At 54.9% G+C, this 21,468-nt stretch carries 21 protein-coding genes and 1 pseudogene; 19 read left to right on the forward strand and 3 right to left on the reverse strand.

Annotated elements, in window-relative coordinates; translation table 11 throughout:
- The first annotated feature begins 16 nt into the window (after positions 1–16).
- The 4 genes from hemA (at position 17) to QQL54_RS01295 (ending at position 6,248) form a co-directional block, all read left to right on the forward strand.
- Entirely contained in the window at positions 17–1,264 is a 1,248-nt protein-coding gene (hemA, locus tag QQL54_RS01280; protein WP_284386702.1) for a 5-aminolevulinate synthase, read from the forward strand.
- A 108-nt stretch (positions 1,265–1,372) separates the two neighbouring features.
- Positions 1,373–2,962 (forward strand): WS/DGAT/MGAT family O-acyltransferase, encoded by a 1,590-nt coding sequence (locus QQL54_RS01285; protein WP_284386703.1) that lies wholly within the window; start codon positions 1,373–1,375, stop codon positions 2,960–2,962.
- On the forward strand, positions 2,952–3,743 hold the full coding sequence (locus QQL54_RS01290; RefSeq protein ID WP_284386704.1) for an alpha/beta fold hydrolase: 792 nt from the start codon (positions 2,952–2,954) through the stop codon (positions 3,741–3,743). The genes QQL54_RS01285 and QQL54_RS01290 overlap by 11 nt, the downstream gene beginning before the upstream one ends.
- A gap of 243 nt (positions 3,744–3,986) precedes the next feature.
- Complete coding sequence (locus tag QQL54_RS01295) at positions 3,987–6,248, forward strand: TonB-dependent receptor (protein WP_284386705.1); 2,262 nt, start codon at positions 3,987–3,989, stop codon at positions 6,246–6,248.
- Positions 6,249–6,255: 7 nt separating this feature from the next.
- Here the strand turns inward: QQL54_RS01295 and QQL54_RS01300 are convergent, their stop codons facing one another.
- Complete coding sequence (locus tag QQL54_RS01300; RefSeq protein ID WP_284386706.1) at positions 6,256–6,957, reverse strand: TetR/AcrR family transcriptional regulator; 702 nt, start codon at positions 6,955–6,957, stop codon at positions 6,256–6,258.
- A gap of 62 nt (positions 6,958–7,019) precedes the next feature.
- Between QQL54_RS01300 and QQL54_RS01305 the strand changes: the two genes are divergently transcribed.
- Genes QQL54_RS01305 through QQL54_RS01320 form a run of 4 tightly spaced genes read left to right on the forward strand, consistent with a single transcriptional unit; the run spans position 7,020 to position 11,607 of the window.
- Positions 7,020–8,567, forward strand: a complete 1,548-nt coding sequence (locus QQL54_RS01305) for a class I adenylate-forming enzyme family protein (protein WP_284386707.1) — start codon at positions 7,020–7,022, stop codon at positions 8,565–8,567.
- Positions 8,560–9,420 (forward strand): alpha/beta fold hydrolase, encoded by an 861-nt coding sequence (locus QQL54_RS01310; protein ID WP_284386709.1) that lies wholly within the window; start codon positions 8,560–8,562, stop codon positions 9,418–9,420. The genes QQL54_RS01305 and QQL54_RS01310 overlap by 8 nt, the downstream gene beginning before the upstream one ends.
- Complete coding sequence (locus QQL54_RS01315; protein WP_284386710.1) at positions 9,417–10,334, forward strand: alpha/beta fold hydrolase; 918 nt, start codon at positions 9,417–9,419, stop codon at positions 10,332–10,334. Before QQL54_RS01310 ends, QQL54_RS01315 begins: the two co-directional genes overlap by 4 nt.
- Position 10,335: 1 nt before the next feature.
- Positions 10,336–11,607, forward strand: a complete 1,272-nt coding sequence (locus tag QQL54_RS01320; RefSeq protein ID WP_284386711.1) for a spinster family MFS transporter — start codon at positions 10,336–10,338, stop codon at positions 11,605–11,607.
- Here the strand turns inward: QQL54_RS01320 and QQL54_RS01325 are convergent.
- Positions 11,562–12,089, reverse strand: coding sequence for a MarR family winged helix-turn-helix transcriptional regulator (locus QQL54_RS01325; protein WP_284386713.1), 528 nt, complete (start codon positions 12,087–12,089; stop codon positions 11,562–11,564). The two genes, QQL54_RS01320 and QQL54_RS01325, sit on opposite strands and share 46 nt — an antisense overlap.
- A gap of 86 nt (positions 12,090–12,175) precedes the next feature.
- Here QQL54_RS01325 and hppD point away from each other — a divergent pair, with 86 nt between their 5' ends.
- The 8 genes from hppD to QQL54_RS01365 all read left to right on the forward strand — a co-directional run bounded on the left by hppD (position 12,176) and on the right by QQL54_RS01365 (position 18,092).
- Entirely contained in the window at positions 12,176–13,309 is a 1,134-nt protein-coding gene (gene hppD / locus QQL54_RS01330) for a 4-hydroxyphenylpyruvate dioxygenase (protein WP_284386715.1), read from the forward strand.
- The gene (locus tag QQL54_RS01335) at positions 13,309–13,890 is read left to right on the forward strand and encodes a VOC family protein (RefSeq protein WP_284386717.1); all 582 of its coding nucleotides are present in this window, start codon (positions 13,309–13,311) and stop codon (positions 13,888–13,890) included. The genes hppD and QQL54_RS01335 overlap by 1 nt, the downstream gene beginning before the upstream one ends.
- Before the next feature lie 14 nt (positions 13,891–13,904).
- Complete coding sequence (locus tag QQL54_RS01340) at positions 13,905–14,360, forward strand: hypothetical protein (protein WP_284386720.1); 456 nt, start codon at positions 13,905–13,907, stop codon at positions 14,358–14,360.
- Positions 14,357–15,025: a maleylacetoacetate isomerase gene (maiA, locus tag QQL54_RS01345; RefSeq protein ID WP_284386723.1), complete on the forward strand. Its 669-nt coding sequence runs from the start codon at positions 14,357–14,359 to the stop codon at positions 15,023–15,025. Before QQL54_RS01340 ends, maiA begins: the two co-directional genes overlap by 4 nt.
- Positions 15,026–15,036: 11 nt before the next feature.
- Entirely contained in the window at positions 15,037–16,047 is a 1,011-nt protein-coding gene (locus QQL54_RS01350; protein ID WP_284386725.1) for a fumarylacetoacetate hydrolase family protein, read from the forward strand.
- Positions 16,047–16,748 (forward strand): CoA transferase subunit A, encoded by a 702-nt coding sequence (locus tag QQL54_RS01355; protein WP_284386727.1) that lies wholly within the window; start codon positions 16,047–16,049, stop codon positions 16,746–16,748. The genes QQL54_RS01350 and QQL54_RS01355 overlap by 1 nt, the downstream gene beginning before the upstream one ends.
- Positions 16,748–17,380 (forward strand): 3-oxoacid CoA-transferase subunit B, encoded by a 633-nt coding sequence (locus QQL54_RS01360; RefSeq protein WP_284386729.1) that lies wholly within the window; start codon positions 16,748–16,750, stop codon positions 17,378–17,380. The genes QQL54_RS01355 and QQL54_RS01360 overlap by 1 nt, the downstream gene beginning before the upstream one ends.
- A gap of 265 nt (positions 17,381–17,645) precedes the next feature.
- On the forward strand, positions 17,646–18,092 hold the full coding sequence (locus QQL54_RS01365; protein WP_284386731.1) for a response regulator: 447 nt from the start codon (positions 17,646–17,648) through the stop codon (positions 18,090–18,092).
- A 92-nt stretch (positions 18,093–18,184) separates the two neighbouring features.
- On the opposite strand, the pseudogene QQL54_RS15440 reads toward QQL54_RS01365, so the two are convergent.
- Positions 18,185–18,280, reverse strand: a pseudogene (locus QQL54_RS15440) (circularly permuted type 2 ATP-grasp protein); the annotation flags it as partial.
- 107 nt (positions 18,281–18,387) lie between these two features.
- Between QQL54_RS15440 and QQL54_RS01375 the strand changes: the two are divergent.
- The 3 genes from QQL54_RS01375 (at position 18,388) to QQL54_RS01385 (ending at position 21,450) form a co-directional block, all read left to right on the forward strand.
- Positions 18,388–18,669: a DUF4212 domain-containing protein gene (locus tag QQL54_RS01375; RefSeq protein WP_284386733.1), complete on the forward strand. Its 282-nt coding sequence runs from the start codon at positions 18,388–18,390 to the stop codon at positions 18,667–18,669.
- 4 nt (positions 18,670–18,673) lie between these two features.
- A complete protein-coding gene (locus QQL54_RS01380; protein WP_284386735.1) occupies positions 18,674–20,488 on the forward strand; it encodes a sodium:solute symporter family protein in 1,815 nt (604 codons plus the stop codon).
- 125 nt (positions 20,489–20,613) lie between these two features.
- The gene (locus tag QQL54_RS01385; RefSeq protein WP_284386738.1) at positions 20,614–21,450 is read left to right on the forward strand and encodes a cupin domain-containing protein; all 837 of its coding nucleotides are present in this window, start codon (positions 20,614–20,616) and stop codon (positions 21,448–21,450) included.
- Positions 21,451–21,468: the final 18 nt, after the last annotated feature.

A 21,468-nucleotide genomic window follows, 5' to 3' on the forward strand; every position in this document is an offset into this window, starting at 1 on the left:
GACCCGGAGACCGTTCATGCACCCCAATTATCGCGGGCAATTCCAGACAGCCGTCGATCAAGTTCGCAGCGAAGGCCGCTACCGGGTCTTTCAGGATATTCGGCGCAAACGTGGCGCGTTTCCGAAAGCGATTTGGTATCCGAATGAACAGACCCAGCGCGATATCGTCGTCTGGTGTTCGAACGATTATCTTGGGCAGGGTCAAAACCCTTGCGTGATGGAGGCCGTAAAGTCTGCTGTGGATGCAACGGGAACGGGATCGGGCGGCACGCGAAATATTTCGGGCACGACGCATTATCATGTTCAGCTTGAACGTGAACTCGCCAGTTTGCATCAGAAGGATCGCTCGCTGATCTTCACGTCTGGTTATGTCGCGAATGAGGCGACGCTTAGCGTCATGAGCCGCATTCTACCCGGACTGATTATCTTTTCCGATGCCTTAAACCACGCCTCCATGATTGCAGGCATTCGGGGTGCGCGGTGTGAGAAGCAGATCTTCCGCCACAATGATGTCGCGCATTTACGCGAGCTTTTGGCGGCGGCGGATCCGTCTGCGCCCAAGCTGATCGCGTTTGAGAGTGTCTATTCGATGGATGCCGATATCGCGCCGATTGAGGCGATCTGTGATCTGGCAGAGGAATTTGGGGCTATGACCTATTGCGATGAGGTCCATGCGGTCGGCATGTACGGTCCAGAGGGGTCCGGTCTGTGCGGCCAATTGGGTTTGATGGACCGGATCGATATCATTCAGGGCACGCTGGCTAAGGCCTACGGAATGATTGGCGGTTATATCGCTGCGGATTCCATTATTGTGGATGCAGTGCGGAGCTTGGCGTCGGGTTTTATTTTCACGACCTCAATCCCGCCTTCAACCGCGGCGGGCGCGTTGCGCTCAGTTCGTTACCTGAAACAATCGGGTGATGTTCGGACGCGACATCAAGATCGCGCGGCGGCGCTAAAAGCCCGGTTCCGGGCAGCCGATTTGCCCTTTATCGACGGGCCGACCCATATTGTGCCTCTGCTGATCGGGGACCCGGTTCGCTGCAAAGCGATCTCGGACTATTTGATTGAAGTGCATGGTCTTTATGTTCAGCCGATCAATTATCCGACCGTTCCCAAAGGGACCGAACGACTCCGCTTTACCCCAAGTCCCTTCCATACAGAGGCGATGATGGACGAGCTGCTTCAAGCTTTGCTGGACGCATGGTCGCATTTCGACATGGCGGACACATCGCAAGGTCAAACCACTAAACACGCCTCATGACCCCTTCCGACTGATTGATGCGAGGGCTGCGAGGACGATTCGTCTAAAGTGGATTAAGTGTGCTAGCGATATCCAATATAAGGCCAAAATGGCCAAAGGGGATGTCTGATGGAACAAATGCAGGGCTTAGATGCCGTTTTTGCGGCAATGGAGAGTCCGGCCGCGCCGGTCCATGTGGGATCACTTTTGATCTATGATCCGAGTACGGCCCCGGGCGAGTTTGTTCGGTTCAAGGACATTATCAGCTTCTTCGATAATCGGTTGCAACTGTCCAAAACATTGCGTCAGAAAATGGTCAAAGTGCCGTTCGGCATCGACTATCCCTATTGGGTTCAAGATTCGAATTTCGATCTGGAATATCACGTTCGACATGTCGCCCTGCCAAAGCCAGGTGATTGGCGTCAGCTCTGCATTCTCGCTGCTCGTATTTATGCTCGTCCGCTCGACCTATCACGCCCGCCGTGGGAAATGACTGTGATCGAGGGGCTCGATAATATCGAAGGTGTTCCTAAAGGCTCCTACGCGATTGTGTCCAAGGTCCACCATGTCGCAATTGACGGCATGTCTGGCATTGAACTGATGCAGGCGACCCATTCATTGAAGCCAACGCGAGAGCCTTTGGAAACGCTTGATGAATGGAAACCAGAAGGCAATCCCAGCCAAATTGGTTTGTTCAGTCGTGGCCTGATGCGCGCATCCACGCTCCCCTTCCGCCAAGCAACTGCCATGGCGAAATCGACCAGTGGTCTGATGCGGGCGGCCAAAGGGTTTGTGCGCAAGGACTATGATCTCAAGGCCATCCTAAACACGCCAAAAACCCGGTTTGGTGGCTGTATTTCCTCGCAACGTGTGTTCGGTGCGCAAACCTTCGCGATGAAAGATATTCAAGCGATGCGGGCGATCCGCCCCGGCGCGAAGATGAACGACATCATGCTGTCAATTACGGGCGGGGCGATGCGTCATTATCTGGCGGGTAAGAATGAACTGCCGGAAACCTCACTGACAGCGATGGCGCCAATTTCCGTTCGCACGGATGGGGAACGTAGCTCCATGGGGAACCAAGTTGCTGCGATGTATGTCCCGCTGGGGTCGGACATTAAATCTATCGAGGACCGGCTCGATTATGTTGTCGCGGAAACGACGAAAGCGAAAGCTATGACCAAGGCGCTTGGGGCGCGGCAGATGGCCGATATGGCCAAAGTGTCGCCGAACCCGGCCATGACGCTTGGGGCTGATCTTTATCACCGTTTAAAGCTGGCTGACCGCATGCCGACCATGGTCAATACTATTGTCACCAATGTGCCGGGACCGCCCGTGCCGCTTTACTCAGCTGGTGCGCGCATGGTCACGGTCTACGGCATGCTGTGCTTAGTCGATGGCGTGCGGCTCGGTCATGTGGTCCATACCTATTTGGATGACGTGACCTTGTCCTTCACTGCCTGCCGCGAAGCGATGCCGGACCCGGACTTCTACGATAGCTGCATCCGCAAGAGCTACGAAGAACACCTGCTGGCATTGCAAAACTTCCGCGAAAGCGCAGAGAGGATCGAAACCGACTCACCTAAAGCGACAGCCTCAAAAGGTTCGGCAAAGGTCACGACCCGCAAGGTTCAACCAAAGCCCAAGCCTAAGACTAAGTCGAAAACGACCAAGAGCGGTTCGGGGAAACAAAATGGAACGGCCAAGCATGACGCGTAAAATTCGCCACCGATCTCCCAATATCCTTCACACGGGACTTGAAGGTCGCTGGGTATGGGAATTGGGTGCGCATTACTCGCTTCGTCCTCTGCTCAAACGTCTGCCAAAGGGTGATGGTCACACGGTCATTGTCTTTCCGGGATTTCTCAGCAGTGGTCTGTCGACACGTCAACTTCGGCGGTTGTTGAAGGACCTTGGCTATGATGCGCGGGATTGGGGCATGGGCCGCAACCTTCGTTTTAATGCCGAAGTCGAGCAAAACATGCGCGATATGGTCAATGCCGTTTATGACGAAGTTGGCAGCAAAGTCTCGCTCGTCGGCTGGAGCCTCGGTGGTGTGTTTGCCCGCGAAATGGCCCGCGCCATGCCAGACAAGGTCCGCAGCGTCATCTCTCTCGGAAGCCCGATAACCGGCGCGCGTCACGCGGCTGTGGCGCGTCCGATTTTTGAGATGATCAACGGATCGCCTGAGCCGGAAACGGAAGCTCGCATCGATAAAATGCATGTCCCGCCACCTGTACCGACGACAGCGATTTACTCCAAAACCGACGGCGTTGTCCATTGGCACGGGGCGATCCAGGATGAGGGTGATCAGGCTGAAAACATCCGCGTTCCGGCTAGCCATCTCGGCATGGGTAGCAATCCGATTGTCATGTATGCGATTGCGGATCGCCTGGCTCAACGCGAAGGCGCATGGGCCCCATTCGAGATCAGTGGTCTACGAAAATTCGCATTCCAGAAACCCAAGCCGTTCAATCGACCACTTGGCGAGTTCTATTGACAGACGTCAGTGGGCTTGACGGCCCAGAATCATTTTCAGTCTTTTTGAAAACGCCTCTGCCTCGTGCAGGGGCGTTTTTCTTTGTGCTCGAGAAACCCACTTTTGCGCTGTTGCAAAGAGAGCACACTCAGCCACCGAAGTTAGCACAACCATTCGAGTCTGCTTGACAAGCGCTAACGTTCGTTTCAACACCTGTTGAAATTCAACAAGCGTTGAAAAATAATATAACGGGGAAAATTTGTCATGACCAAGACACTTATGCTGCGTGCGTCGATGATGGCGTTAATGGCGGCAGGTACCGCACCTTCGGCTTTTGCACAGGCGCAAGCAGACGATGAGATCATCGTCACAGCGCAACGCCGTGCACAAAATATTCAAGAGGTTCCGATCTCTGTCACCGCCATTTCCGGCGATTTGTTGGCGCAGACCGGAGCGATCGACATCACGGATGTTCAGAAATTCACGCCCAATGCGACGATTGAAGTCGCACGCGGTTCGAACTCAACCTTGATCGCTTTTATACGCGGCGTTGGGCAGCAGGATCCGCTCTGGGGGTTTGAACCCGGTGTCGGTGTCTATGTTGATGATGTCTATGTCGCGCGTCCTCAAGGCGCGGTGCTCGACATTTTTGATGTCGACCGGATCGAAGTTTTGCGCGGCCCACAAGGCACGCTTTATGGCCGCAACACGATTGGCGGCGCGATCAAATATGTCACGAAGGGTCTGGATATGGACGACTCGACCTTGCGCGCACGGGTCAATGTCGGGACGTATAATCAGTTCGATCAAATCGTGTCTGGTTCAATCCCGATCGGAGACACATTTGCCCTCGGCGCTGCTGTGGCTCGCTATACGCGTGACGGTTTTGGCGAAAACCTGACCACAGGTGCGGATCACTATGACAAGGATATTCTGGCGGGTCGCGTGAGCGCGCGCTGGATGCCGACTGAGGCACTTGATTTCCGTCTCGCGGCCGACATCACTCAAGATGATAGCAATGCCAAACATGGCCGCCGCCTACTGCCGAGCGCGAATGGTCAGTTCCAAGTCGTTGACAGTGAATATGATACGCTGGCCGGTATTGGTGACGAAAATGAGGTGAAAACCAAAGGTCTGTCTTTCACCGCAGCTTGGGACGTCAATGATTCCATGACGCTCAAGTCAATCACGGCTTACCGTGAAGGTGATACAACGACGCCTATCGATTTTGATGCGCTGCCACAGCCCGACTTCGATGTTCCAGCTTTCTATAGTGATAGCCAGTTCAGTCAGGAGCTTCAGGTCTTGTTCGAATCTGATCGTCTCTCCGGTATCGCGGGTCTATACTATCTGGACGGTGAAGCGTCCGGTGCCTTTGACGTGGTCTTGGGCGGTCTTGGCCTGACGATTTTCCAATCAGGTGACCAAGAGAAAGAAAATCTCGCCGCCTATGCGGACTTCACTTACGCTGTCACGGATAAATTTGATGTATCCGTTGGTGCGCGCTTCACGCGGGATAAAACTGTCGCCGATGTAACTCGCGAAGTTTGGCTGGGCTTAGGCTCTGGTTCATTCGACGCTGCAAACAACACCTCACTCTTCTTGGCTACTCAAACAGGTTACACGGACATTGAGCGCGAAGATGAAGAGTTCACCCCACGCATTGCTTTGTCTTACGAACTGACACCAGAAACCAACGTTTACGCGTCCTTCTCACAGGGCTTCAAAGCCGGTGGTTTTGACCCGCGCGCGCGCGCGGACCTCGACCCAACGGGTGTAACCCGCGAGGGCTTCAGCCCGGAATTCGTCGATAGCTACGAGATTGGCATCAAAGGCAGCCTGCTTGATAACCGTCTGACCTACAGCCTCGCCGGTTTCATGGCAGACTATACAGATCAGCAGATCACAGTTCAGGAAGGTGTCGACTCTGACAATGACGGGACCAATGACACATTCGTGTCGTCCGTCTTCAATGCTGGTAGCTCAGAATATATGGGTGTCGAGTTTGAAGGCGCTTTGCGTCTGACCGATAATTTTACGCTCAGTACGGCGGTCGGTTATATTGACGCTGAAATTGAGGAAATCCTCTCTGGGGGCGTGAATATCGCCAACGCCTTTGTCACGCAGAACACACCAGAATGGACGTCGCGGTTCGGCTTCCTCTGGACGCATGATCTCAAAGATAGCGGCAACCTGACAGTGACAGGGTCCGCGAACTTCCGGGACGAGTATAATCTCTTCAATGCAGAGAATGGCGGGTTTGCGCCGGGCACGAGTGCAGCCTTCCCACAAGGCGGCCCGTCTCTAGACCCCGACGCCTACACAACCTTTGATCTTGGAGCGAACTATGTGTCCGAGAGCGGTCGGTGGGAGTTCGGTATCTTCGGTCGCAACTTGACCGACGAGCGGGCTCAGGTCGCCGCCTATAACTTCGTGACGCCGTCCCAGCTGGGTGTGGATGGGGCTTACTCAGCTTTCTACCGTGCGCCGGCGACGGTCACGGCGACTTTGGGCTTTAACTACTAAAGGCGGATTAGTCTTGGGGCGGCGTGCCGCAAATGCGGCGGAACCCGGCGGATATGAACGGCACCATGTGCGCATATCCGACTTGGGTCTCTGCTGAGGATGCGGCCCCGCCTGATAATTGGTCCATGCGCCGTGTGTCGGCGAAGGTCAGGGTCAACGCCCCGGACATGAATTGGTATCCCCAATGAAGCGCCTTTACGTCGGCGTCAGGCATCGCAGCCGTCAGGGCTTTGATGAACCGCTGGACATAAGGGTTAAAGAATTCCGTCATCAGTTCGTTGCCCCACTCGGTCGAACTGTTCACCCACGCGACGAGGGAGAGATAATGCCGCCAGCCATCGTCAGCAGAACTTTGAACCTCCGCCATTGGGCGCAAATAGGCTTCGACCACCGCTTCCAAATCGGGCGCACCGGGTGCAGCCGCAGCCAGGCAGGCTTCGAGTGCCTCGGATCGCAAGTCATTGAGAATGACAGCCCGACGTTCGAACACAGCTCTGAAGAGGCCTTTCTTGCTGCCGAAATGGTAGTTAGTGAGCGCGACGTCGACGTCAGCCATGGTCGCGATTTTCCGCAAGGTGACTCCGTCATAGCCATGTTCAGCGAACAATATCTCGGCGGCGTCAAGAATGCGCCGTTTGCGGGTGCCAGTTTCGACCACGATAGCGCACTCCTCCCGACCAAGATTGGCCATCCAGCCAAGATCGGCCATCCACTTATGCGGGCGGGCCTAGCAAGGGTCAAACGTCCAACCCAATCTAGCGTAAATTCTGCATGAAAATCGAACCGACACAGCCGCTTCTGCCGGAATATTTCCGGCTGCACGCAAAATGGCGCGCGAATAAGCCTGCCTTAGTTGTAGGCGGTGAAAGTTTGAGCTGGCGAGTCTTCAATGCACGACTCAATCAAGTCGCCAACGGCCTGTCCAAAGCAGGTCTTGGATGTGGCAGCCGCGCCATCGTGTTTATGGAAAATGGCGGGTCGATGGCGGAAGTCTTGTTCGGGCTGATGAAGGCCGGTGTCGCGTCGGCGCCACTCAATCTCTCAGTGGGCGACGAAGCGATTGAGGCGATGATCCGGGACTGTGAGGCCGAAGCTATATTCGTGAGTGCGCCACATGCGGATCGGATCGGACATATTCTGTCGCATCTGGGAGATCGCGCGCCAATCGTTCGGATCAGTGACGGCGATGCGTCTGGATGGGAAAACTTCACGCCGTGGCAGGCCGCTCAATCAGACGCAGAACCCGACGTCAGAGTTGGTCCTGATGACATCCTAAATATCATTTATTCTTCGGGAACAACCGGTCAGCCAAAAGGCATCGTCCATACTCATAAAGGGCGCCTTGATTGGGCCTATGATATGGGCAGCGCGCTACGATATGACGGTCAGTCACGTTTCATGGCGACTATTGGACTTTACAGCAATATTACCTGGGTCGGCATGTTGTCCACGCTGCTTCCCGGTGGGTGTTTGATCATCGCGCCAAAGTTTGCGGCCGAGCAGTGCTGGCGCGATATTCGCGATCTGCGCGTCACCCATCTGGCTATGGTCCCGATCCTTTATCAGCGACTGATGGACGACCCGACAGAGATCGACACGCATCATGTTCAGAATTTGATGAGTGCGGGATCGCCACTCCGGCCCGAACTACGCGAACATTTATTTGATCGTTTCTCCTGCGGTGTCACTGAACTTTATGGTTTGACGGAAGGGGTCATCACGACGCTTGACCCGGAAGATGCGGACGGTCGCATGGCGTCTTGTGGTCTGCCTGTCCCGGGGTCGGACCTGATGATCCTCGACGAAGCGGATCATCCTTGCGCAATCGGGGAGAGCGGCGAAATCGTGATGACGAGTCGGTTTGTCATGCCGGGCTATTTAAACCGTCCAGATGCGACAGAGGCTGCACGATATGTCGATGCAAGTGGCCAGCACTGGCTCCGCACCGGGGATATCGGCAAGCTTGATACGGACGGTTATCTCTATGTGGTCGACCGTAAGAAGGACATGATCCTGTCTGGCGGGCAGAATATTTATCCGCAAGATTTGGAGGCCGTTTTGGCCGCCCATGAAGGTGTTGCAGATGTCGCGGTGATCGGTGTGAAGAGCCGTAAATGGGGGGAGACGCCGCTGGCGCTGGTCACACCACATAATTGCGGTCTTGACCCCGCCGCCTTGAAGGACTGGGCGAATAAGCGACTTGGAAAACAACAACGACTTGTCGATTTGAAGTTAATTGACGAAATTCCCCGTAATCCGAACGGTAAGGTGCTCAAGCGCGACTTGCGCACCGAATTTGGCGGGCTTGAATATGACTAGAGCTTACGCAGAGCATCGGTACACATCGGCAGATGGGTTGGAGCTCTACGCTCGACTTTATCCCGGTGACCCAGACCGTATACCGCTACTATGTCTGCATGGGCTGACCCGAAACTCTGCTGACTTTCACGACATGCTGGAATATCTGCCCGATTGGCCAGCTATTAGTGTCGATCAACGCGGACGTGGGCACTCCGCCTATGATCCCGATCCCACAAATTACCGTCCGGACGTCTATTGCGCCGACATGTTTCGCCTACTCGATGGGCTCGGTCATAGCCAAGTGATCGCCGTCGGTACGTCCATGGGCGGGCTGATGACGCTGATGATGGCGAATATGCGGCCCGGCATCTTCAAGGCTGCGATGATCAACGATATTGGCCCTGAAATCGATCCGGCTGGTCTGGCCCGGCTTGGCACTTATGTCGGACAAGCGATGGAGTTTAAGAGTTGGGCTGACGCCGTTGAAGCGATCCGCGCGCAAGGCCCAGCGATTTTCCCAGATTTCACAACTGATGATTGGCAGGACTTTGCTGAGAATGTCTGCGAGCAATCCGAAGATGGCAAAGTTCGCTTCCGCTACGATCCGGTGATCAGCGATGGCCTGAAAGGCGACAAAGCTGCGACGGTGCCGCCTGACCTATGGCCGCTCTATCAAGCGCCAGCCAATCTACCGATGCTGATCATACGGGGTGAGCGCTCGGATATTCTCTCGGCAGAGACGGCAGATCGCATGGCGCGAGAGCGACCCGATGCGCGGCTCATCACCGTTCCGAACCGGGGACATGCGCCAATGTTAACGGAGCCCGCTGCCGTTGCCGCGATCAAAGATTTTCTGAAAGAGCAGCTATGACCCGACTCCGCATTCTTCCGTTGGTTTTCGCGCTTATTCTGGCTGCCTGTAGCGGGGATAATGCCGATCTAGATGGTCCAGAACAGAGCGTCTATTTTGCAGCTTCGGACCAAATTATCGATTTAGACGGACAGACGATCCGGTATCGCGAAAGCGGTCCCTCGGATGCGCCATCTATAGTCATGCTGCACGGTTTTACAGACTCGCTGCATACATGGGACGCGCTCGTCGACGCGTTGGATGATGATTTTCATGTTCTACGTCCGGATCTTCCCGGTCATGGTTTGTCTGGTCCGAGCCCAGATGGTGATTATTCCAATGAGGCTCTGGTGGATTTTGTCGGCGCGCTTCTCGACGCGACCGGAACGCAAGACGCCATCCTTGTCGGTAATTCGCTCGGTGGTCTCGCCGCGTGGCGTTATGCGGCAGGGTCTGACGCGGTCCGAGGTCTGGTCCTGCTGGCTCCTGGCGGGGTTCCTTACGCTGATATTGGAGAAGAGCCGAGCCAAGTTCCGACACTAATGAAGCTCTTCCTGAAATCCCCGCCAGAGGTTGGCGTGCGCCAAATGCTCAATTCGCTACATGCCGAACCATCCCTCGTCAGAGATGAAATGGTGACCCGGTATAGAGATTTGATGCGGGTCGAAGGGAATGGGGACGCCTTTGTTGAGCGGGCCGCCCAGTTCGCTTTTCCAGCGCCGGAATCAACGATGGCGCGCGTGAGCGCACCGACGATTGTCATTTGGGGCGCTCAGGACGTCATTCTAGCGCCTCAGCAAGCGGAAGTCTTTAGGACGAACATTCCGCAGATTGAGGTGAATATCCTCGAAAATGTCGGCCACATGCCGCAGGTGGAAGCGACAGATCGGGTCGCAGACGCAATCCGTCGCCTTGCGACCGCGACGGGCGAGTAAGATGAAACGCTCCGATAATCGATGGTATCTGCTGGCCGTCCTGACGCTGGTCTATGCCTTCAACCATGTCGACCGACAGATTATGGTGATCTTGCAAGAGCCGATTAAACAGGAATTTGGCCTATCCGATACGCAGTTGGGAATGCTGACGGGGTTTTTGTTTGCGGCCTTCTACGCAACTCTGGGTATCCCATTTGCGGCTTGGGCAGACCGGGGTAATCGCCGCAACATCATCACGATTGCCCTGACCATCTGGTCTGGCATGACGGCGCTGAGCGGCTTCGCGCAGAATTTCTGGCAATTGGCATTTGCCCGTATGGGCGTCGGGATTGGTGAAGCTGGCGGAACGCCGCCCGCGACCTCAATGATTTCTGACCGATTCCCCGCACATGAACGAGCCTTCGCCCTCGGCATTTACACGACCGGGATTAGCTTGGGTATTCTTGTCGGTTTCATGTTGGGTGGTTTGATTGCTGAGCGCTATGGGTGGCGGGTTGGCTTTTTCGTCGCGGGTGTGCCGGGGTTGCTTTTGGCGGCTACCTTGATGCTGACGGTTAAGGAGCCCAAACGCGGTGAGGCGGATGCGATTGTAGATGACGGCATTGCGCCCCCTTTATCGGAAACGCTGCGTTTCTTCTTTTCGCAAAAGGCGATGGTCTTCATGTTGCTAGGCGGTGTGCTGACATGCGTGTCGGCCAATGCATTTCTGGCGGGCGTGCCGCTCTATTTCATTCGGGTGCATAGTGTTCCGTTGGGAGAACTCGGCATCGCGCTCGGCCTGCTTCTGGGCGGTGTTGGTGGTGTTGGCGCTATCGTGATTGGGAAAATCTGTGACCGCCTTTCGGCTAAAGACCTGCGCTGGCGACCCTGGATTATAGCGCTGACATCACTGCTCGCCCTGCCATTCGCAGCGGCGTTCCTGCTCGTCGAAACCAAGGCAGCGGCCTATGCCATCTATGCCATTCCGAGTTTCTTCGGACTGATTTATGCATCAATTTCCTATGCCGCGATGCAAGAGCTCGCCCCGCCGAGAATGCGAGCGATGGCTTCAGCCGTGATGCTGCTCTGCCTCACCTTAATCGGTATCGGCGTTGGGCCTGTTCTAGTGGGTGTCTTGTCGGATGCTTTCGCCGCGGAATTGGGCGCGCGGTCTATCGCACGAGCCTTGCTCTGGCTGTTGACGCTCAACGTGGCGAGTGCCGGTTTCTATCTTATCGCAGCGCGTAACTATCGCGGGGACGTGGCGCGGGCGATTTCACTGGGTGCGGCATAGTCGCTGATAAGGCGGTCCAAGGTCGCGAGGAAGAGCGCGCGATCTTCTCCAATGAGGAGCGCGTCGCCATTGGCGCCAGTTGCGTCTAGCTCTGCGACAATGGCTTCGAAAATCTTGCGGCCACTCGCTGTCATATAGAGGTGCGAAAGGCGACCGTCCGTGTTGGACGCCTCGCGTTTGAGATATCCCTGCGCCACAAGGCTCGCCACGGCGCGGGAGACGATGCCCTTATCCATAGGGGTCAGCTCAACCACTTGGCTGGCAGTGCGGCCATCCTGATCTCCAATTGCGGCGAGCACGCGCCACTGGCTCAGATTTAAATCTCCAACCCGTGAGGCGATGTGGGCAATGCGGCGGGCGATGCGGTCCGCGATGACGCTGACCTTGTAGATCCAACTATCATCAAGTTCGAAATGCGGATCGCTGGAGGCTCGAGACGAAAGTGCCTCATCGGATTTAAGACTATTCACAGAAGTCGGCACAATTGTCCTCAACATAGTTGCAATAACAACAATATGTGTATACAACTAAGATCAACGAACGCAACCCCACTTCAGAGGTAGAACTAATGGCTGACCTTTTTGACAATCCAGTCGGACTTGACGGCTTCGAGTTCATTGAATTCTCCGCGCCTGAAAAAGGCATGTTGGAGCCCGTCTTCCAGACGATGGGCTTTGTTGAGGTTGCTCGGCACCGATCCAAAGATGTGGCCTTGTGGCGTCAGGGCAATATCAACCTGGTCACAAATTATGAACCGAAGTCCGCGGCTTTCTATTTTGCGCGTGAACATGGCGCGTCCGCATGCGGTATGGGGTTCCGTGTTCGCGATGCGAAAGCGGCCTATGAGTATCTGCTGGAACAAGGCGCAGAGCCCGTTGATGTGAATACAGGTCCGATGGAACTCCGCATTCCCGGCATTCGCGGGATCGGCAACTCGATCATTTATCTGATCGACCGCTACGCCGATGAGGGTGAGAACGGTCTATCGATTTACGACATTGATTTTGAATATCTGCCTGGCGTGGAGCGCTTCCCAGAAGGCTGCGGCTTTGACCGCATCGATCACCTGACTCACAACGTGTATGGCGGCCGTATGGCCTATTGGGCTGATTACTATGAGAAGCTCTTCAATTTTCGTGAAATCCGCTATTTCGATATTAAGGGCGAGTATACCGGCTTGACGTCCAAAGCTCTGACGGCACCTGATGGCAAAATCCGCATTCCGCTGAACGAAGAAGGTGAGGGCGGTAAGGGCCAAATCGAAGAATTCCTGCGCGAATATAATGGCGAAGGCATCCAACATATCGCTCTGATCTGTGATGATCTTGTTGCCTGTTGGGATCGGCTCAAAAAGCAGGGTGTGCCGTTTATGACTGCGCCGCCTGAGACTTATTATTCGATGCTTGACGAACGGCTGCCGGGCCACGGTAGACCCGTCGATGAGCTGCAAAGACGCGGTATCCTACTCGACGGCACGACCGAGGATGGTCAGCCCCGCCTGTTGTTGCAGATCTTTGCGGAACCGCGCATCGGCCCCGTTTTCTTTGAGTTCATTCAACGCGTCGGTGACTACGCGGAAGGCTTCGGCGAAGGCAATTTCAAAGCGCTGTTTGAGTCGATTGAACGTGATCAGATTGAACGCGGTGCCCTTGATGTTAAAGGTATTTCCGTCGTTCCAGAAGTGAAACAGGAGCCTGCATAATGGCAGTTCCGTCACCCGCGCCCTTTAAACTCGGCGGCGTCCACCACGTCGCTTATCGCTGCCGCGATGCCAAAGAGACCATGGAGTTTTACCGCGATGCGCTCGGCATGAAATTTAGTAAAGCGTTTGCTGAAGATCATGTCCCATCGACCGGGGCCTATGATCCCTACATGCATATCTTCCTAGAAGCCGGGAACGGGAACGTGCTGGCTTTCTTCGAACTGCCTGAGCAACCCGCCATGGACCGCGATCGCAATACTCCCGAATGGGTGCAGCATCTGGCCCTGAGGGTCGATAGCGAGGCGGATTTGCTGACGGCGAAAGCACATTTGGAAGCGATGGACCTCGATGTGCTGGGGCCGACCCATCACGGTATTTTCAAGTCGATCTACTTCTTCGACCCGAATGGTCACCGCGTTGAGCTGGCCGCAGATATCGGGACGCAGGAACAGTATGACGAGTTGCTTCGTGTCTCTCAGCCCATGCTTGACGAATGGTCACAGACGAAAAAGGCGCCGCGCCATGCAGCTTGGCTGCACGAAATCGCCAATGCAGCAAACGCGAAGACACATCCAGGTTAGGGTTAGTTCGAAGCTTGTCTGAAAGTGCGGATAAATATGACTCTCAGTCTGCTGAGGCAATGTTTAGAGCTGTCGCGGACGACTTTGGTCTGCGTATTAACAAACGCCATGACAGTCCTATCGAAGTGATGATGGATATCCCAAAGCAAAATGGTTTAGGATTTACCATCACTTTAGGGCTACAGAATGGAGACGAATTGAACATCGGTGTCGAAGGTTTTTGGAGTTACTTCTTTCCTTACTGCGATTGCCGCGATTTTTTTCACGAAGTTTTACAAGGCCTGATCCGAGGTGATGCCTATCTTCTTTACTCAAAACAATTTGGAAGACTGGTGAAAACGGAATTAATTGGCGACGTCGGGAATGGAGTTGAGTGCCTGTATTCAGAGTATAGTCGCGTCCGGATTCCACTTCTGCCCTATCGCGAAGAAGTCCTTTGCAATCGAACATTCCGAGGTCATCAAGCATGAGAGCCATTGAAGTCGAAGATGGAGAATCCCGACCTAAACTCTACGGCTACTGGCGATCATCGACCAGCTATCGCATCCGCATTGCGCTCAATCTCAAGGGTCTCACCTACGACTATGTTCCGGTGAACCTCAAAGAGGGTGAGCAGATGGGGGAGGCTTACCGCGCGATTAATCCGCACGGCACTGTGCCGCTACTGGATACCGAAGAGGGTCAGTTCACACAGTCACTCGCCATTCTTGATTGGCTTGAGGTTCATTATCCAACGCCGTCTTTCCTACCCAAGACGAATGCCGCTCTGTGCCGAGATCTCTATTACGCCGTCGCGACTGAAATTCACGCGCCCAATAATTTACCGATCTTGAAATATCTCAAGAGCGAGTTCGGCGCTGATCAGGCTGCTCTCGAAGCTTGGTACCAAACATGGATCCATAAAACTTTTGCCCCGGTTGAGGCGCGCTTAGCTGCGCATAATTGGTCGGGCGAGGATTTGCCTTTCGGGCAACCAACTCTGCTTGAGATCGTTCTGATCCCACAGGTTTATAATGCCCGCCGCTGGAACACTGATCTTTCGATGTTCCCTTATATTGAAAAGATCGATGCAGCCTGCATTGATCTTGACGCCTTTGACAAGGCGCGCCCCGAAAACCAGATAGACGCTTCCTAAGGAGACGCCCCATGAAACTCGCCACGCTCAAAGATGGAAGCCGCGATGGTCGGCTGATCGTCGTCTCCCCGGATCTCTCCAAATACACTGACGCCACCGACATTGCACCGACGCTGCAGGCGGCACTGGACGACTGGGCCAACATGGCACCGAAGCTTAAAGCGCGCTGCGACGATCTCTGTGGCGGCAAGGTGGACTCTAAGCCGTTCGATCAGACCGCTGTCGAGAGCCCGCTTCCACGCGCCTTTCAGTGGGCTGATGGCTCCGCCTATATCAACCATGTCGAACTGGTCCGCAAAGCGCGCGGCGCTGAAGTGCCAGCCAGCTTTTATGATGACCCGCTTATGTATCAGGGCGTGTCAGGTCCAAACCTCGCCCCCCATGATCCGATCCCATTCACCGACATGTCTTGGGGCTATGATATGGAGGGTGAAATCTGTGTCATTACCGATGATGTTCCGCTCGGCGTGAGTGAAGCAGACGCATTGGGTCACATTAAACTGATCCTGCTGTGCAATGACGTCTCTCTGCGCGGGCTAATCCCGGCCGAACTTGGCAAAGGCTTTGGCTTCCTACAGTCTAAGCCGCCCTGCGCATTCAGCCCTGTGGCGATCACGCCGGATGAACTGGGCGACCATTGGAAAGATGGTCTCGTCCATCACGCTTTGCGCGTCGATTATAACGGCGCGCCATTTGGCCGACCGCTCGCGCATAAAGATGCGACATTCTCGCTCGCTCGCCTTGTTTCCCATGCCGCAAAAACGCGCCCTCTAACTGCGGGTACAATTATCGGGTCGGGTACTGTGTCGAATATGGGCGCAGATGGTAGCCCCGGCAAACCTGTGTCAGAAGGCGGTCTTGGCTATAGCTGTATCGCCGAAATCCGAATGATCGAGAAAATTGCGAGCGGTGAGTTCAAGACCCCCTTCATGAAGCCCGGCGACACGGTGAAGATCGAAATGTTGGACGATAATGGGCAGTCCATTTTTGGATCGATCGAAAATGAAGTGAAAGCGGTCTGATGAAGAACAAGGTTTTCGACACTGCCGCTGCCGCGTTGGACGGTGTGCTGTTTGACGGGATGACCATAGCGGCAGGCGGATTTGGCTTGTGCGGTATTCCTGAGCTATCGATCGCGGCCATCCGGGAAGCGGGAACCAAAGACCTGACGGTCTTTTCCAACAATGCGGGCGTTGACGAATTCGGGCTCGGCCTGTTGTTACAGACACGGCAGATCAAGAAGATGGCTTCATCCTATGTTGGCGAGAACGCCGAGTTTATGCGCCAATACCTTTCAGGTGAGTTGGAGCTGGAATTTAATCCGCAAGGTACATTGGCTGAGCGCATGCGGGCGGGCGGCGCCGGCATTCCGGGCTTCTATACCAAGACAGGTGTTGGGACCGTGATTGCCGAGGGCAAAGAACATAAGGACTTTGACGGCGACACATATATTCTCGAACGGGGCATCGTGGCTGATCTCGCCATCGTCAAAGCGTGGAAAGCCGACACGACCGGGAACGCCGTGTTTCGGAAGACCGCGCGTAATTTCAATCAACCCGCCGCCACGTGCGGCAAGATTTGCGTGATGGAAGTCGAAGAGATTGTCGAGCCCGGCGAACTCGATTCAGATGCCATCCACCTGCCGGGCATTTATGTGCACCGCTTAGTTCAAGGCGATCACGAAAAACGGATCGAACAACGGACTGTCAGGGAGCGTGCATAATGGCTTGGGACAGAAATCAGATGGCAGCACGGGCTGCGCAGGAACTTGAAGACGGCATGTATGTCAATCTTGGCATTGGTATTCCGACATTGGTGGCCAACCACATTCCTGACGGGATGAGCGTCACGCTACAATCTGAAAATGGTATGCTCGGAATGGGGCCGTTCCCCTATGCGGGCGATGAGGATGCGGATCTGATCAATGCGGGCAAGCAGACCATCACCGAGCTGCCCCATACGGCCTTCTTCGATAGCGCAACCAGCTTTGGCATGATTCGGGGCGGGAAGATCGCTATGGCGATTTTGGGTGCGATGGAGGTCGCAGAAAATGGCGATCTCGCTAATTGGATGATTCCCGGGAAGCTGGTCAAAGGTATGGGCGGGGCGATGGACCTCGTCGCGGGTGTTGGGCGTGTCGTGGTTGTCACGGATCACACTAATAAGCGCGGCGAGAGCAAGATCCTTAAAGCCTGCACATTACCCCTGACTGGGACGGGTGTCGTAGACCGGATTATTACTGATCTTGGCGTGTTTGATGTGGCGGAAGATGGTCTCAAGCTTGTCGAGCTTGCCCCGGGCGTGACGTGGGATGAAGTTGCTGAAAAAACTGAAGCAAGCCTGACACAATCCTAGATTTAATTATTCGCGAATATGTAAAGTTGTTCTCGTAATGTTTCGGCAATCCAGTGCGTAGAAAATAGACTTGATTAACCTCTTTCGCGTTAGGGTGGCTCACTACGGCTTGGGCCGAAACTTTATCCCTAGTTCGCCAATAGGCGATGCCCATTGGGTTATAGTTTTTGTTGAGGCTGAAGACCCGTCATCTTGTGTGGGCGTTGCGTAGGGGCGTATCGCGAGACTTGCAGATCGGCGAAAGAACGCAGTTGGAGATTGCAAAATGAGTGCAACGCTAAAGCCAACCTTATTGATCATTGATGACGTCCCCATGGTCAGAGAGTTTTATCGTGATCTTGCACAAGAAGAGGGTTGGAATGTTCTAGAGGCATATGATGCGGAAACCTTCGAGGCTGTTTTAGGTAAGCATTACGACGCCATCATTCTTGATTTGGCGATGCCATCAATCACAGGGATCGAAGTGATGGAGGCGTTGGCAGCGCGAAAAGACCAATCTCCAATCGTTATTTCGAGCGGGCAGGGCGAAAAATTTATCGACATGTCCATGCGTCTTGGGCGTGACCTTGGGCTCAACATGGCGACACGGTTGACGAAACCAGTCGATGTCTCAAGGCTGGAGCAGACACTATCTTTTCTAGAGAAAACGATCACAGCGTCGGCGTCACAAACGGCCTCACCCTCAAAGGGTGACGCGACTGCAGCGGCCTAATCGGATATTTTGGCAGGACGTTGAGAGCCGCTTATAACCCGCCACCCCAAATCGAAGAACTGAACGCGAGATCCGGGTCCGAAGCTTCGACCCGGAAACATCCGCGGCATCGTTTCCCGGTTCTCTAGCCCATAAGAGATGCCGGACGGCGTGCTGGCATTATCTTCCAACACGAAGAATCCGTCGGACTGTGTGCTTATTGTCGTCAGACTTTGCCGCAGCGATGCTTAAATTTTCTAAAAAATGCTAGTCCAAACCTTTGCAACAGGGCAAAATGATCAAAGGGGAATGTATCATGTCTAAGTCCGAGCAAAGAGCCGAGCCGAGTGAGGCCGACAAACAAGCCTATTGGCGCGCAACGAAACGATTGACCATTAGCCTCTTGGTTGTGTGGTTCGCTGTCTCATTCGGCGCGGGGATATTGTTTCGGCCGTGGCTCGACAATTTCTCAATCGGCGGTGCGCCGATGGGATTCTGGTTTGCACAGAACGGGGCGATCTATGTCTTTCTGGTCCTAATTGTCATTTATTGTGTCCGAATGACCCGACTGGAGGCCCGCTACGGGTTAAAGGGCTAAGGTCGTGGAAATTGTATTCGGGGATCAAACCTTCTGGACCTATTTCTTCGTCGTCCTGACGTTTAGCGCCTACATCGGCATTGCGATTTGGTCCCGGGCGGGATCGACCGAAGAGTTCTATGTCGCCGGACATAATGTGCCGCCGACGATCAATGGCATGGCGACTGCCGCCGATTGGATGAGCGCGGCCTCCTTCCTCTCGATGGCCGGACTAATCGCCTTTCTGGGTTATGGTGGCTCGGTCTATCTTATGGGTTGGACGGGCGGCTATGTGCTGCTCGCGCTGCTACTCGCGCCGTTCCTGCGTGAGTTTGGCAAGTTCACGGTCCCGGATTTTGTCGGCGATCGGTATTATTCCAAGGTCGCGCGCGTCATTGCCGTCATCTGCGCACTATTCGTATCGTTTACCTATATCGCCGGACAGATGAAGGGCGTCGGCGTGGCCTTTTCTGGCTTCCTCGGCGTACCGTTTAATGTCGGTATTCTGATCGGCATGGGGATTGTGTTTTTCTATGCTGTGCTCGGCGGCATGAAGGGCATCACCTATACGCAAGTCGCGCAATATGTGGTGCTGATCTTCGCCTATACGGTTCCGGCGATTTTTATCAGCCTGACCATTACTGGCAATCCAATCCCGCAACTGGGCTTTATTGGCAATGCGGCGGGAACTGACATCTCAATGCTTGAAAAACTCAATACAGTCGTCACTGATCTTGGCTTTCGCGAATATACGTCGACTGACAAATCGATGATGGACATATTCTGCATCACGGCCGCCTTGATGTTCGGCACTGCCGGTTTGCCGCATGTCATCATCCGCTTCTTCACGGTGGAAAGCGCGCGGGCGGCGCGTAAGTCAGCCGGTTGGGCGTTGCTGTTCATCGCGGCGCTCTACACGGTGGCCCCTGCGGTTGGAGCCTTCGCCCGCTTCAACTTCATTGATACGGTCAATGAAGCGACCTACATCGCCGATGGTGAGGATTATGATGCCCGTGCTGCTGAGATCATAGCGGAGGGCGGCAAGCCCGTGCCTGAATGGTATAAAGATTGGGAAGCCACAGGGTTGCTGAAATATGATGACCTGAACGGCGACGGGGTGATGCAATATCGCGGCCCGAACACCCCAGACGGAATTGCCAATGAGGTTGACCCCAATCGCGATATCTTCGTGCTCGCCAATCCGCAGATCGCACAGCTTCCAGCTTGGGTCATTGGTTTGGTCGTGGCTGGCGGTCTTGCCGCCGCATTGTCCACCGCGGCGGGGCTATTAATGGTCATCAGTTCGGCCGTCTCTCACGATCTGCTGAAGCGAACCTTCACGCCAGGTATGAGCGAGAAACAGGAAATGTTGGCGGCACGATTAGCGGCGGCAGCAGCCGTCGTCGCAGCAGGGTTGCTTGGTATTTTCGCGACGTCTTTGCCGTTCGTGGCGCAAGTTGTGGCGTTTGCATTTGGCTTGGCGGCGGCGTCGCTCTTCCCCGTCATCTTCTTGGGCATCTTCTGGAAACGGATGAATAAGGAAGGAGCGATTAGCGCGATGCTGACCGGTCTGATTACGACCTTCAGCTACATCTACTATTTCAAGTTCGTGAACGAAAACTCGGACCTGTGGCTGTTTGGCATCTCACCGGAAGGGATTGGCTTTGTCTTCATGTGGGTGGCTGTTGTCGTCGGTGTCGTCGTGTCTCTCATGACCCCGGCTCCGCCGCAGGATGTGCAAGACCTTGTCGAAGACATCCGCATTCCCGGCACACGCAGACCGCATGGTACGGTCGATGCTTCGATGGCCCCAGTTTCGCCTCACGCGCGGGACAGCTAACTTAGTCAGCACAGCCTTGGATCGGGCGGCCTTCAGGTCGCCTGTTTTCGTTCGTGACAATGATCACGGCAACGCTGGAGCAGCCCGTGCATGAGGCGGCTGCGCTGAGCCGAGAGGAATGTCCCATGCGTCCACACATCGAATTTATCCAAGCGCAACTTCTGCCTTGGCGGCGGATTGGACAAGGGGCCGCACGCCCCGATGCCGAATATAAGTTTCTGAGCCGTGACCCTGAGACCGGCGCTTGCAGCGCGCTGATCCGTTATCCGGCAGGATGGCGGCGAGAAGGCGATCACAGGATTGTCGCCGATGAGGAGTTTTATGTTTTGGACGGGCGGCTCACCGTGGATGGCGACGATTACGAGCATGATCATTACGGCTTCATCCCTGCGCGCCACGGCGGCAATGATATGGCCGCGCCGAACGGCGCGGTCGTGTTGACCTTCTTCAATCGTGAGCCCGAACTCTATCGTGGCGAGGAACCGCCCCAAACAGAGTCGATCCATATTGATGCTTTGCATATGCCCTGGGACATGACGCTGAACGACCCGAAACTTGCTCATCTGGGTATTTCGCGGAAGGATTTACGTACTGATGCAGAGACGGGTGAGCGGACTTTCCTATCGATGATTTTGCCGCACTCAGAACCACCTGGAAAAGAAGGCCCACAAGAACATCACCCTATTGTCGAAGAGGCGTATACGATCTCGGGCTCTCTGACGGGACCACATGGCACGATGGAACCCGGCTCTTATTTCTGGCGACCGCCGGGCATGCCACATGGTCCATTTGGAACACGTTGGGGCTGCGTCTGTCTGATCCGTTTCGTCGGCGGGCGGCATGTCAATGTATGGAGTGAGGGTAAGGCGCCATTTGACTTTGAAGCGCCATTTGATCCTGTCCTACCGGACGAGCTCTCAGCGTTCGCCTATGCGCCGTGGCAGCCACCGCCGCGTTACTGATTGTTGACCTTATCATCG

This window comes from Algimonas ampicilliniresistens, from assembly GCF_030159955.1.
GTDB lineage: Bacteria > Pseudomonadota > Alphaproteobacteria > Caulobacterales > Maricaulaceae > Litorimonas > Litorimonas ampicilliniresistens.